Origin of the sequence: Curtobacterium sp. GD1 (genome assembly GCF_020882855.1) — a bacterium.
Classification (GTDB): Bacteria; Actinomycetota; Actinomycetes; order Actinomycetales; family Microbacteriaceae; genus Curtobacterium.
On the sequence record NZ_JAFEVQ010000052.1, the window covers coordinates 1 to 12,430 of the forward strand.

The 12,430-nt window shown below is 73.1% G+C and carries 11 protein-coding genes and 1 pseudogene; 9 read left to right on the forward strand and 3 right to left on the reverse strand.

The window, feature by feature from the left end:
* Positions 1 to 374: 374 nt before the first annotated feature.
* Genes JSX79_RS17655 through JSX79_RS17665 form a run of 3 tightly spaced genes read left to right on the forward strand, consistent with a single transcriptional unit; the run spans position 375 to position 3,693 of the window.
* Entirely contained in the window at positions 375 to 1,559 is a 1,185-nt protein-coding gene (locus JSX79_RS17655) for a Gfo/Idh/MocA family protein (RefSeq protein WP_229087497.1), read from the forward strand.
* Positions 1,556 to 2,767, forward strand: a complete 1,212-nt coding sequence (locus JSX79_RS17660; RefSeq protein ID WP_229087468.1) for a DUF993 family protein — start codon at positions 1,556 to 1,558, stop codon at positions 2,765 to 2,767. The genes JSX79_RS17655 and JSX79_RS17660 overlap by 4 nt, the downstream gene beginning before the upstream one ends.
* On the forward strand, positions 2,764 to 3,693 hold the full coding sequence (locus tag JSX79_RS17665; RefSeq protein ID WP_374475775.1) for a sugar phosphate isomerase/epimerase family protein: 930 nt from the start codon (positions 2,764 to 2,766) through the stop codon (positions 3,691 to 3,693). Before JSX79_RS17660 ends, JSX79_RS17665 begins: the two co-directional genes overlap by 4 nt.
* Here JSX79_RS17665 and JSX79_RS17670 read toward each other — a convergent pair.
* Positions 3,647 to 4,348, reverse strand: a complete 702-nt coding sequence (locus tag JSX79_RS17670) for a bifunctional 2-polyprenyl-6-hydroxyphenol methylase/3-demethylubiquinol 3-O-methyltransferase UbiG (protein ID WP_229087470.1) — start codon at positions 4,346 to 4,348, stop codon at positions 3,647 to 3,649. The genes JSX79_RS17665 and JSX79_RS17670 overlap by 47 nt on opposite strands.
* A 197-nt stretch (positions 4,349 to 4,545) precedes the next feature.
* On the reverse strand, positions 4,546 to 5,286 hold the full coding sequence (locus JSX79_RS17675) for a FadR/GntR family transcriptional regulator (RefSeq protein WP_229087479.1): 741 nt from the start codon (positions 5,284 to 5,286) through the stop codon (positions 4,546 to 4,548).
* Positions 5,287 to 5,474: 188 nt separating this feature from the next.
* Between JSX79_RS17675 and JSX79_RS17680 the strand changes: the two genes are divergently transcribed.
* Genes JSX79_RS17680 through JSX79_RS17705 form a run of 6 tightly spaced genes read left to right on the forward strand, consistent with a single transcriptional unit; the run spans position 5,475 to position 11,615 of the window.
* Entirely contained in the window at positions 5,475 to 6,869 is a 1,395-nt protein-coding gene (locus tag JSX79_RS17680) for an MFS transporter (protein ID WP_071295475.1), read from the forward strand.
* Complete coding sequence (locus JSX79_RS17685) at positions 6,866 to 8,584, forward strand: dihydroxyacetone kinase family protein (RefSeq protein ID WP_229087487.1); 1,719 nt, start codon at positions 6,866 to 6,868, stop codon at positions 8,582 to 8,584. The genes JSX79_RS17680 and JSX79_RS17685 overlap by 4 nt, the downstream gene beginning before the upstream one ends.
* 10 nt (positions 8,585 to 8,594) lie before the next feature.
* Positions 8,595 to 9,080 carry a ribose-5-phosphate isomerase gene (locus tag JSX79_RS17690; RefSeq protein ID WP_229087489.1) on the forward strand — a complete coding sequence of 162 codons (486 nt, stop codon included), beginning with the start codon at positions 8,595 to 8,597 and terminating at the stop codon, positions 9,078 to 9,080.
* Positions 9,080 to 9,871 carry a triose-phosphate isomerase family protein gene (locus JSX79_RS17695; RefSeq protein ID WP_229087492.1) on the forward strand — a complete coding sequence of 264 codons (792 nt, stop codon included), beginning with the start codon at positions 9,080 to 9,082 and terminating at the stop codon, positions 9,869 to 9,871. Before JSX79_RS17690 ends, JSX79_RS17695 begins: the two co-directional genes overlap by 1 nt.
* The gene (locus JSX79_RS17700) at positions 9,868 to 10,701 is read left to right on the forward strand and encodes a sugar phosphate isomerase/epimerase (protein ID WP_229087494.1); all 834 of its coding nucleotides are present in this window, start codon (positions 9,868 to 9,870) and stop codon (positions 10,699 to 10,701) included. Before JSX79_RS17695 ends, JSX79_RS17700 begins: the two co-directional genes overlap by 4 nt.
* Positions 10,698 to 11,615: a phosphogluconate dehydrogenase C-terminal domain-containing protein gene (locus JSX79_RS17705; protein ID WP_229087495.1), complete on the forward strand. Its 918-nt coding sequence runs from the start codon at positions 10,698 to 10,700 to the stop codon at positions 11,613 to 11,615. Before JSX79_RS17700 ends, JSX79_RS17705 begins: the two co-directional genes overlap by 4 nt.
* Here the strand turns inward: JSX79_RS17705 and JSX79_RS17710 are convergent.
* A pseudogene (locus JSX79_RS17710) lies at positions 11,605 to 12,430 on the reverse strand (hypothetical protein); the annotation flags it as partial. The gene JSX79_RS17705 and the pseudogene JSX79_RS17710 sit on opposite strands and share 11 nt — an antisense overlap.

Here is a 12,430-nt window from a genome sequence, read left to right on the forward strand (position 1 = left end):
CGGCGCGCTAGCGGGCCCGGCCCGGGCGCGCCGGGCCCGGGCGCCCCGCGCACGCGCTCGTCCCCGTCGCCCGCGCCCGTCCCCGCGCCCGGGCCCGTCCCCGTCGCCCGCGCCCATCCCCGTCGCCCGGATCGTGAGCAGAAACGGTCGGGTGCCGTGGCGCGACCCGACCATTCCTGCTCACGAAGTGGCGCGGGGTGCGCACGCCCGGGCCCCGGGCCCGCGCCCGGCCCCGAACGCACACACCCGAACACGCGCGTGCGGTCGGCACGGGCCGTGGTGTACGGTTCCGGCAAGCGCTTTCCACCTCGGTGGCGAGCGGGCCACAGCGAGCAAGGGAGCACGCGTTGACCACGCGCACCATCGGCATCATCATGAACGGCGTCACCGGACGCATGGGCTACCGCCAGCACCTCGTGCGGTCGATCCTGGCCATCCGCGACGACGGCGGGCTCCCGCTCCCGGACGGCACGAGGCTGCAGGTCGAACCGATCCTCGTCGGCCGGAACGCCGCGAAGCTCGAGGAGATCGCCACCCGGCACGGCCTCGAGCACTGGACGACCGACCTCGACGCCGCCCTCGCCGATCCCCGCTGGGACGTCTTCGCCGACTTCGCCGTGACGAGCGCCCGCGCCGACGCCCTGCGGAAGGCGATCGCCGCCGGCAAGGCCGTCTACACCGAGAAGCCCACGGCGGAGACCTCCGAGGAGGCGCTCGAGCTCGCCCGCCTCGCCGCGGACGCCGGCGTGCCGAACGGCGTCGTCCACGACAAGCTCTACCTGCCCGGCCTCCGGAAGCTCCGCCGGCTCATCGACTCCGGGTTCTTCGGCCGGATCCTCTCCGTCCGCGGCGAGTTCGGCTACTGGGTGTTCGAGGGGGACTGGCAGACCGCGCAGCGGCCGAGCTGGAACTACCGCCGCGAGGACGGCGGCGGCATCGTCGTCGACATGTTCCCGCACTGGAACTACGTCCTCGAGCAGCTGTTCGGCCGCGTGGAGTCGGTGTACGCCCGCGCGGTCACGCACATCTACGAGCGAACCGACGAGCAGGGGGCCGGGTACGCGGCGACTGCGGACGACGCGGCCTACGGCGTGTTCGACCTCGCCGGCGGCATCACGGCGCAGATCAACTCGAGTTGGGCGGTCCGGGTCGACCGTGACGAGCTCGTCGAGTTCCAGGTCGACGGCACCGACGGCAGCGCCGTCGCGGGACTGTTCGGCTGCCGGATCCAGCCCCGGACGGCGACGCCGAAGCCGGTGTGGAACCCCGACCTGCGGGACGACCGCGACTACAGGGCGCAGTGGCTCGAGGTCCCCGACAACGAGGTGTTCGGCAACGGCTTCCGCGCGCAGTGGGAGGACTTCCTGCACGACCTCGTGGCCGGCCGCCCGCACCCCTACGACCTGCTGTCCGGTGCCCGCGGCGTGGCGCTCGCGGAGGCCGGTCTGCGCTCGAGCGCCGAAGGACGACGCATCGACCTGCCGGAGCTGACCCTGCCCACCGGGGCCGAGCCGCGCCTCCAGGGCGCCAACGCCGAGACCGTCGGAGCACGCGCATGACCACCCTGACCCTCCTCGCGCCCGACGGCACGACCAGCCGGGTCGACCTGCGCGAGCCGGCCGTGGCGGCCACCGCGAAGCCGACCGCCCCGCTCACCGAGCGCGTCGTGTACGCCGCCGCCCACGTCGTCCCGCGCACCGCCGCCGACAACACGCCGGGTGCGCCGGCGGACCTCGACTGGGACGCCACCCTCGCGTTCCGGCACCACCTCTGGTCGTGGGGCCTCGGCGTCGCGGACGCGATGGACACCGCGCAGCGGAACATGGGGCTCGACCCGGCCGCCACGCGCGAGCTCATCACGCGCAGCGCTCGCGAGGCGCAGTCCGTCGGCGGCCGCATCGTCGTCGGCGTGAACACCGACGACCTCCTGGACCAGGTCGCCACCGAGCAGCAGGTCGTCAACGCCTACGTCGCCCAGCTCCACCACGCCGAGGACGCCGGCGCGGGGGTCGTGCTCATGGCGAGCCGGCACCTGGCGCGCCTGGCGGGCAGCGATCCCGCGGTCTACCGCCGCGTCTACCGCAGGGTCATCGAGCGCGCGAGCGCCCCCGTCGTCCTGCACTGGCTGGGGGAGGCGTTCGACCCCGCCCTCGCCGGCTACTTCGGCGGTCAGCACGGCCCCGACACCGTGCTCGACATCATGGGCGACGCCGGGTCGAAGGTCGCCGGCATCAAGATGAGCCTGCTCGACGCCCGGGCCGAGGTCGCCCTCCGCTCCCAGCTGCCCGCCGGCGTCCGGATGTTCACCGGCGACGACTTCCACTACGTCGACCTCATCGCCGGGACCGATCGGACGCACTCCGACGCCCTGCTCGGCGCGTTCGCCGCCGTGGCGCCGATCGCCTCCGCCGCCGTCCGGGCCCTCCCCGACGAGACCGCCTTCCGCGCGCTGCTCGGCCCCACCGAGGCCCTGTCCCGCCACGTCTTCAGCGCCCCGACCTGGCACTACAAGACCGGCATCGCCTTCCTCGCCTGGCTGAACGGCCACCAGGGCGCCTTCGCCATGGTCGGCGGTCAGCACGCCGGCCGCTCCCTGCCGCACCTGTCCGAGACCGTCCGGCTCGCGAACGCCTGCGGCGCGCTCGAGGATCCGTCGCTCGCGGCGTCGCGGTGGCACGACCTGCTCACCGTGTCCGGTGTGCCCGTGACGGCCAGGAGGCGCGGCTCGACCCCCGCCGACCGCCCGCTCTCCGGGGCGGTCGCGTGAGCACCCCCGTCGTCCGCGCCACGCGGACCGGGGCCGCCCCGGGCTCCGCACCCCCGCATCCGCGGCTCTCGATCAACCAGGCGACGATCAAGTACGCCTCGCTCCGGGACGCCCTCGACACCGTCCGCGCCGCCGGCGTCCAGGCGATCGGAACGTGGCGGGAGCCCGTCGCCGAGGTCGGGCTGTCCGAGGCCGTGCGGATGGTCGCCGACTCCGGCCTCCGGGTGTCCTCGCACTGCCGCGGCGGCTTCTTCACCCTCCCGGCCGGCACCGAACGGCAGCGGGCACTCGACGACAACCGCCGGGCGATCGACGAGACCGCGGCGTTGGCCGAGGCCGGCGCGCCCGGGTCCGCGCCGGTGCTCGTGCTCGTCGCCGGAGGACTGCCCGAGGGGTCCCGCGACCTGATCGACGCCCGGGACCGCGTGGCCGACGCCCTCGCCGACCTCGTCCCGCACGCCCTCGACGCCGGCGTCCAGCTCGCCGTCGAGCCCCTGCACCCGATGTACGCCGCCGATCGGGCCGTCGTGTCGACCCTCGCGCAGGCCCTCGACCTCGCGGCGCCCTTCCCGGCCGCTGCCGTCGGTGTGGTCGTGGACACGTTCCACGTCTGGTGGGACCCGGCGCTCGCGGCCTCGGTGGCCCGCGCGGGCGCCGCCGGGCGGATCGCGAGCTACCAGGTGTGCGACTGGCTCACCCCGATCGCCGCCGACCCGCTGCTCTCCCGGGGTGTGATGGGGGACGGGCACATCGACTTCGGGCCGGTCACCGCTGCCGTGAGCGCCGCCGGGTACTCCGGGGACATCGAGGTGGAGATCTTCAACCAGGCCGTGTGGGACGCTCCGGCGACGGACGTCGTCGACCGGGTGGTCCGGGCGTTCACGGCCTCGGTGCCGCTTCCCCTGCCCCTGCCCCTGCCTCGCTGAGGGGGCGGCGGCGGACCAGCACCACGCTGTCGAGCACCTCGTGCGGCGCTCCCTCGGGCGTCACCGCGGTGCGCGGTCGGAGCTCGGCGGCCACGACCTCCCACCCGTCGTCGAGCCCCAGCGCCGCGAGGTCCTCCGCCGGCGTCGGGAAGCGGTACGCCCGCATCTCCTCGGGCAGGTCCCCGTGCGGGGGCGCGGCGTGCGCCGTCACGAGCAGGTGCCCGCCGGACGCCACGAACCCGGCCGCCCGCCGCAGGATCGCCCCACGCGGGATCTCGACCGGCCACGACTGCAGGAACGACGCCGTGACGAGGTCGAACCGCGCCGCGGTGTCCCACGAGTCGAGGTCCGCCGCGACGAACGCCGTCCGCTCCTCGACCCCGGCGGTGACGGCAGCCCGGGACCCGCGGGTGACCGCCGTCACCGACAGGTCCACCCCGGTGGTCGCCCACCCCTGCCGGGCGAGCCAGACGACGTCGCCGCCCTCGCCACAGCCCAGGTCGAGCGCGCGTCCCGCGGGCAGCGACGACGCGACGTCGGCGAGCACCGCGTTCACCCGCCCCGACCAGATCCCATCGTGCTCGGCGTAGCGAGCCTCCCACCAGCTGCGTGCGGAACCGGACTCGCTGGCGGTGCTGTCGTCGTGCGTGTGCATGCGCACACTCCACCGCACGGACCGGCCGGACCCCAAGCGGTGTTGCCACCCCGGCAACGTCGCACCGTGCGTGGCGGGGCTGCGCCGCGCCTCCTGGCCGCCCGATCGTGAGCAGAAGATGTCGGGACGCTGTCCCCGACCCGACCATTTCTGCTCACGAAGCGCCCGCGCGCCCGCGCGCCCCCGCGCCCCGCCCGTCAGTCGGCGGGGCCGGCGTGCTCGATGCGGGCGCTCGCCGTGGCCATGTGGTCGTCCATCGCCCGCTGCACCGCGAGCACGTCCCCGGCCCGGAGCGCCTCGAGGATCGCACGGTGCTCCTCGTACGCGGCCTCGGTGGCCTGGCGGGTCCGGACACGACGGCCGACCCACACACTGAGCATCGAGCGGAGGCTCTGCAGCAGGTCGGCGAGCACGTCGTTCCCGGCGGCGCGGGCGAGCAGCACGTGGAACCGGACGTCGGCGTCGATGAAGGCGTCCGGGTCGTCGAGCGCCTGGTGCTGCCGGTCGATGTAGGTCTGGAGCTCGTCGAGCTGCGCCGGCGTCGCACGCTGGGCGGCGAGGATCGCCGCGGTGCGTTCGAGCGACGACCGGACCTCGAGCAGCTCCCGGGTCCGGTTCGACGCGAGCATGAGCCCCCACGACAGGGTCGTCGGCAGCAGGTCCGAGGTCCCGCCCTGCAGGTACGTGCCGGAACCCGGGCGGATCTGCACGATGCCGAGGATCTCGAGCGCCGCGAGGGCCTCTCGCACGGCGGACCGACCGACCCCGAGCCGTTCGGCCAGCACCCGCTCCGAGGGCAGGCGTGAACCCGGTGCCAGGTCGCCGGCGGTCAGCAGGGAGACGAGCTGTCGGGCGACCTCGGAGGCGGGGGAGCCCGTCGGCACCGACTCGAGTTCGAGGCGGATGTTGAGCGGGTCGTCCGGGCTGAACGCGGGCATGCAGTGAGCGTACCGGTCGGTCAACCGGTTGCGGTGGGACTCCCTGCCGAGCCGCGGCGGGAGGGAATGGTCAACCGGTTGACAAGTTTCGAGCGACCGCGCACACTGGTCCGTGCGCACCGATGCGTCACCTCCGTTCCCGGCGCAGCAGCCGACCGGAGCACCACCCCACCCGAGCAGGAGTCATCGTGGACATCCCCGCCACGCGAGGCATCCCCACCTCGGTCGTCGAGAAGACGGCCATCCGCAAGATCGCGATCCGCATCGTGCCCTTCGTGGCGCTGATGTTCTTCATCAACTTCCTCGACCGCACCGCGATCTCCTTCGCGGCCCCGAACGGCATGGAGGCCGACCTCGGCCTGACCGCCGCACAGTTCGGGTTCGCCTCGGGCGTGTTCTTCATCGGCTACCTCGTGCTCGAGGTGCCGTCCAACCTGGCGCTGCACAAGTTCGGCGCCCGCGTCTGGCTCGCCCGCATCATGATCACGTGGGGCATCGTCTCGCTGCTCTTCACGTGGGTGCAGAACTACCCGCAGCTCGTCGGCCTGCGCTTCCTGCTCGGCATCGCCGAGGCCGGGTTCTTCCCCGGCGCGATCCTGTTCCTGTCGACCTGGGTCCCCGCCCGGCACCGCGGCAAGATGCTCGCGCTCTTCTACCTGGCGCAGCCGCTCACCAGCGTGATCGGTTCGCCGCTCGCCGGCTGGCTGATGACCCACGAGGGACTGCTCGGCGGCCTCGCCGGCTGGCGCTTCATGTTCCTCTGCGTGTCGATCCCCGCGATCATCGTCGGCATCCTGTGCCTCTTCGTGCTGAAGGACAAGCCGTCGCAGGCGAAGTGGCTCGACGAGGACGAGAAACTCTGGCTCGAGGGTGCCCTCGCGAAGGAGAACAGCCAGAAGGAGGGGAACGCGCACGGCAAGGGCGGCCTCCGAGCGGCGTTCGGCTCCGGTCGTGTCTGGATGCTCGCCGCCGTGTACTTCGGCTTCATCTACGGCCTGTACGCCCTGAGCTTCTTCCTGCCGACCATCATCGACGGCTTCCAGGAGCAGTTCGGCACCACGTTCGACCTGTTCCAGAAGGGGCTCATCACGGCGATCCCGTACGTGCCCGCCGCCGTCGTCCTCTACTTCTGGTCGCGTGACGCGTTCCGACGCGGCGTCCGGGTGTGGCACATCGCGGTCCCCGCCCTCGTCGGTGGTCTGAGCATCCCGGTGGCCCTCTACATGAACAGCCCGGCCGCCACGGTCGCCGTCATCGCGATCACCGCGTGCTCGATCTTCGCCGCGCTGCCGAACTTCTGGACCGTCCCGACGCAGTTCCTCACCGGTGCCGCAGCGGCCGCGGGCGTCGCGCTCATCAACACCGTCGGCAACCTCGGAGGCTTCGCCGCGCCGTACATCACCGGCGCCGTCAGCGAGTGGACCGGCGGGTACCAGGTGCCGATGTTCATCGTCGGGTTCTTCATGGTGCTGTCGAGCGTCCTGATGTTCGTCCTCGGCCGGACCACGAAGCGGAACGAGCGACGCGACGCCGACGCTGCCGCGCAGGCCGCGACGACCACGACCCAGGAGTCCCACGCATGACCCGCCTGTTCAACGACCCCGCGGACTTCGCGGACGAGATGGTCGACGGCTTCGTCGCCGCGAACCGCTCCCGGGTGCGGAAGGTCCACGGCGGCGTCGCCCGCTCGACCACCAGCCCCGAGGGGACCGTGGCGCTCGTCGTCGGCGGCGGGTCCGGGCACTACCCGGCGTTCGGCGGACTCGTCGGGCACGGCCTGGCCGCCGGTGCGGCGATGGGGAACCTGTTCGCCAGCCCGAGCGCGCAGCAGGTCACGGCGGTCGCGAAGGCCTCCGAGCACGGCGGCGGGGTGCTCCTGAGCTACGGCAACTACGCCGGCGACGTCCTCAACTTCGACGCAGCTGCACGGGCACTCACCGCGGCCGGCATCGACGTCCGCACGGTCCGCGTGACCGACGACGTCGCGAGTGCCCCGAGTGCCGAGGCCCACAAGCGCCGCGGGATCGCGGGCGACCTCTGCGTGTTCAAGGTCGCCGGAGCCGCCGCCGAGCGTGGCAACGACCTCGACACCGTCACGGCGATCGCCGAGCGGGCGAACGACCGCACCCGCAGCTTCGGCGTCGCGTTCTCCGGCTGCTCGCTGCCCGGCGCGGACGAACCCCTGTTCACCGTCCCCGAGGGCCGCATGGCGATCGGCATGGGCATCCACGGCGAACGCGGCATCGACGAAGCCGACGTCCCCACCGCGTCCGGACTGGCGGACCTGCTCGTCGACAAGCTGCTCACCGAGCTGCCGTCCGGTGTCGCAGTCGACGGGGCACGCGTCGTCCCGATCCTCAACGGCCTCGGTTCCGTCAAGTACGAGGAACTCTTCGTCGTGTTCGCCGCCGTGCAGCGCCGACTGACCGCGGCCGGCGCAGTCGTCGTCGAGCCCGAGGTCGGCGAACTCGTCACGAGCTTCGACATGGCCGGCGTCTCACTGACGCTGTTCTGGCTCGACGACGAGCTCGAGGAACTCTGGGCCGCCCCGGCCGACAGTCCCGCCTACCGCAAGGGCGGTGCCGTCCCGCAGGAGCCCGTGTCGTCCGACGTCCTCGAGGCCGGCGTGGTCGTCCCCGTGACCGTCGGCACCGACGAGTCCCGGGTGGCCGCGACCCGCGTCGCGACGGCGATCACGGCCGTGCGCGCGACGATCGACGCCCACGCCGACGAACTCGGCCGCATCGACGCCGTGGCCGGTGACGGCGACCACGGCATCGGCATGCAGCGCGGCTCCACCGCGGCGGACGCGGCGGCGCAGGACGCCGCAGCACGCGGCGCCGGTGCCGGATCGGTCCTCGCGATCGCCGGTGACGCCTGGTCCGACAAGGCCGGCGGCACGTCCGGTGCGATCTGGGGTGCGGCCCTGGAGGCACTGGGTCGCGTCCTCGGGGACACCTCGCGCCCGACGGCCACCACCGTCGCCGGCGCCGTGCACGCGGCCGCCGAGGCCGTCCTCGCGTTCGGGGCCGTCCCGGGCGACAAGACCATGGTCGACGCGCTCGTCCCGTTCGACGAGGTCCTCACCGCCCGCACCGCGGCCGGCGACGACCTGGTCACCGCCTGGTCCGTCGCGTCCGCCGCCGCCACGACCGCGGCCGACGCCACCGCCGACCTGCTGCCGCGGATGGGCCGCGCCCGGACCCACGGCGAGGACGCGGTCGGCACCCCCGACGCCGGTGCGATCTCGTTCGCCCTCATCACCGCCGCGGTCCTCGCGACGCTCTCCGAGAAGTAAGGAAGACCCCATGACCGAGCAGCAGTTCCGCATCGTCGTCGGCTCCGACGACGCCGGGTTCGACTACAAGGAGATCATCAAGGCCGACCTCGCCACGGACCCGCGCGTGGTCAGCGTCACCGACGTGGGCGTCGACGCGGACGGGCACACCGCCTACCCGCACGTCGCCGTCGACGCCGCACGGCTCGTCGCGAACGGCGAGGCGGACCGGGCGATCCTGATCTGCGGCACCGGACTCGGCGTCGCGATCGCCGCGAACAAGGTCCCCGGCATCCGGGCCGTCACCGCGCACGACTCGTTCAGCGTCGAGCGCTCGATCCTGTCGAACGACGCCCAGGTCCTCTGCATGGGCCAGCGCGTCGTCGGCGTCGAGGTCGCCCGGCGCATGGCGCGCGAGTGGCTCGGCTACACCTTCGACACGTCGTCCGCGAGTGCGGAGAAGGTGCAGGCAATTTGCCAGTACGACGGGTCGGCCCCGGTCGGGACCGACGCCTGATGCCCGCGTCCACGGCAGCCGCCCCGCTCACGATCGGGGTGTCGCTGAAGATGTACTTCTCCCACGCCCGGACGCTCGAGTGGGCAGCCGCCGTGGCCGACATCGCCCGGACCCACCCCGCGGTGCAGTCCGGCGCCGTCGAGCTCTTCGTCATCCCGACGTTCCCCGCGCTCGTCCCGGTGCGCGAGGTGATCGGGGACGCCCCCGTGACGCTCGGCGCGCAGGACCTGGCCTGGGCGGACACCGGCGCCTTCACCGGCGAGGTGTCCGGTGCGGAGCTGCGCGAGATCGGCGTCGCGCTCGTCGAGATCGCGCACGCGGAGCGGCGCTCCCTGTTCCACGAGACGGACGAGGAGATCGCCGGGAAGGTGCATGCCGCCTTCCGCAACCACCTGCGGCCCCTGATCTGCGTCGGGGAGGCCACTCGCGCCTCCAGTGAGACCGCCGTGGCGGACGTGACCGCGCAGCTCGACCGGTTCCTGGCGACAGCGACCGCGGACGGTCTCGCCGGGCCGATCATCGCGGCGTACGAGCCCGTGTGGGCGATCGGCGCCCCGGCGCCCGCGCCCGACGAGCACATCGTCGCGGTCCTCGCCGGGATCGAGGCGCACCTCGCCTCCCGACCGGAGCTCGCCGGCTCCGTCGCGATCTACGGCGGCAGCGCCGGACCGGGCCTGCTCACCCGTGGGCAGGGGCGCATCGGCGGGCTGTTCCTCGGACGGTTCGCCCACGACCCCGCCGCGATCCGGACCATCCTCGACGAAGCCGCGCAGCTGGGGGCGACCGCATGACCTCCCTGCTCGGCCTCTCCACCTACGCCTACTTCTGGCGGATGTCCGGCCGCGTGCCGGACCCGATGTCGCTCGACGACGCGATGCGGGACGCGGCGGCGCACGACGGTGTCGACCTCTTCCAGATCTGCGACCACCTGCCGCTCGACACCGCCTCGGACGACCGACTGGCCGCGATCCGGTCACTGGCCGACGAGCTCGGGCTGGCGCTCGAGGTCGGCACCCGTGGGACCCACCCGGAGCACCTCGCGCGGTACCTCCACGTCGCGCAGGCGCTCGGTGCGACCCTCGTGCGGAGCATGTGGACGAGCGGCGACGACCAGCCCGACGCCCTCGAGGCCGAACGCCGACTGCGCCGGGTGCTCCCCGCGTACGAGGCAGCCGGGGTGACGCTCGCGCTCGAGACGTACGAGGTCGTCGCCACCGAGGACCTCGTCGCCGTCGTCCGGGCCGTCGGCTCCGACCATCTCGGGATCTGCCTCGACCCGGCGAACACCGTCGCGCGCCTGGAGCACCCCGCCGACGTGGTCGCCGCGGCCGCCCCGTACACCCGCAACTGGCACGTCAAGGACTCCGGGTTCACCCGCTCACCGGGCTGGGTCGGGTTCCAGTACACCGGCGTCCGCACCGGCACCGGTCTCCTCGACTACGACGCCGTCCACGCCGCGATCGACCCCGACGCACGGGGCATCAACCGCGTGATCGAGTTCTGGCTGCCCTGGCAGGACGAGGCCCTCGGCGCCACGGGCGACCCGGCACAGACCACCACCCGCATCGAAGCGGCGTGGACCGAACACACCATCGAGTACATCAGGAGCAAGGAATCATGACCGACACCGTCACCACCCCCCACACCGTCGCTGCCGGATCCGGTACGGCCGACGTCACCGTCGCCGTGATCGGTGCCGGCGGCAAGATGGGCACCCGCGTCTCGAACAACTTCGCCAAGAGCGAGTACACGACGCTCTACAGCGAGGCCTCGCCCACCGGGCAGGAGCGCATCGAGGCCCTCGGCCGGTCGCTCACCGACAGCGTCGAGGCCGCCAAGGTCGCCGACGTCGTGATCCTCGCCGTGCCGGACGTCCTGCTCGGCAGCATCTCCGAGCAGCTCGTCCCCGTCATGAAGTCGGGTGCCAGCATCCTGACCCTCGACCCGGCCGCCGCCTACGCCGGGCTGCTCGCCAAGCGCGAGGACATCCACTACGCCGTGGCGCACCCGTGCCACCCGTCGGTGTTCCTCGAGCGCACCACCAAGGAGGAGTGGGACGACACCTTCGGTGGCATCGCCGCCCCGCAGGAGGTCATCGCCGCCTTCGACGCGTCGGAGTCGCTCGGCGACGAGGGTGACGCCGCCAAGGCGATCGCCGAGGCCGTCATCACGACCATGTACGCGCCCGTCATCCAGGTGCACTGGGTCACGGTGAAGCAGCTCGCCGTCCTCGAGCCGACGCTCGTCGAGACCATTGCCTGCATGATCGGCGACTTCCTCAACGACGCCCTCGAGGAGACCGTCACCGGTGTCGGCGTGCCCCGCGATGCCGCCCGCGCCATGCTCTACGGCCACACCTGGATCGCGTTGACCAACGGCCTGCGCGGCTCGAACCCGTTCTCGGACGCCTGCCACATCGCGATGGGCTACGGCCGCGAGAAGCTCATCAAGGAGGACTGGAAGCAGGTCTTCGACGACAGCGAGCTCGACAGCGTCATCGCCAAGATGCTCAAGATCGACGCCGTCAAGCGCTGATCGATCCCCGAGACCGGAACGCCCCGCCGACCCCCTTCCGGCGGGGCGTTCCCCTCGGTCCCCACGCCTCGGCGAGCGTGATCGAGGCGACTCCCGGCACCGTGAGCGCCTTCATGGCCGCGGCGAACCACGCGGCGGCGGCCGCGGAGTGCTGCTGCGGATCCGTCGCGTCCGGCACGGACTGCGGCCCGTAGCCGGCCTCGACCGCCGCGTCGGTCACGGCCCGACGCGGTGACGTCGCCACCGCGTTGAACCGCGGACGCAGCGTCACCGGCCCGACGTGGAGCGGCCTGCCGGCGGCCAGCCTGGAGGCGCTCATCGCCACCCAGCGCTGCATCCGGATCGACTCGGTCACCTGGGCACGACTGCGGTCGTGCATCTGCGGCGTCACGCTGAACGTGAGCGGACCGTCCCAGTCGCCGAACAGGTCGATCGTGCGGTTCAGCTCGGTGAAGTGCGCGCGCGTCCCCGCCACGACGTCGAGTCCCTCGTGTGCGGCCGCTGTCTCCCGGAGCGCCCGCTGCAGCGCCGTGGTCGACACGTGCGACGACGGGTCGAACGCGCCGATGCGCACCACCGGCCCGGACTCCAGGACCTCGTCGACCGCGGCGCGCAGCAGGGCCGGGTCGTCGGTGACGAACCGCACGTCGAGCGGCGCGCCTCGGGCGTCCCGCCGGGCGGAGGCGAGCACCGCGGCGACGTCGGGGTCGCCGAGGACGGGCTCGACCAGGATCGGCACGCCGCCGGGGAGTGCCGTGTCGTCCGGGCGCGCAGCGGCCGGGGCGGAGGCGGCCAGCAGCTGGAGGGTCGGGGGC

Coding starts and splice junctions, on each gene's coding strand:
- JSX79_RS17685 (WP_229087487.1), top strand. CDS start 6,866: ATGACCCGCCTGTTCAACGACCCCGCGGACTTCGCGGACGAGATGGTC.
- JSX79_RS17660 (WP_229087468.1), top strand. CDS start 1,556: ATGACCACCCTGACCCTCCTCGCGCCCGACGGCACGACCAGCCGGGTC.
- JSX79_RS17705 (WP_229087495.1), top strand. CDS start 10,698: ATGACCGACACCGTCACCACCCCCCACACCGTCGCTGCCGGATCCGGT.
- JSX79_RS17695 (WP_229087492.1), top strand. CDS start 9,080: ATGCCCGCGTCCACGGCAGCCGCCCCGCTCACGATCGGGGTGTCGCTG.
- JSX79_RS17700 (WP_229087494.1), top strand. CDS start 9,868: ATGACCTCCCTGCTCGGCCTCTCCACCTACGCCTACTTCTGGCGGATG.
- JSX79_RS17675 (WP_229087479.1), bottom strand. CDS start 5,286: ATGCCCGCGTTCAGCCCGGACGACCCGCTCAACATCCGCCTCGAACTC.
- JSX79_RS17655 (WP_229087497.1), top strand. CDS start 375: ATGAACGGCGTCACCGGACGCATGGGCTACCGCCAGCACCTCGTGCGG.
- JSX79_RS17690 (WP_229087489.1), top strand. CDS start 8,595: ATGACCGAGCAGCAGTTCCGCATCGTCGTCGGCTCCGACGACGCCGGG.
- JSX79_RS17670 (WP_229087470.1), bottom strand. CDS start 4,348: ATGCACACGCACGACGACAGCACCGCCAGCGAGTCCGGTTCCGCACGC.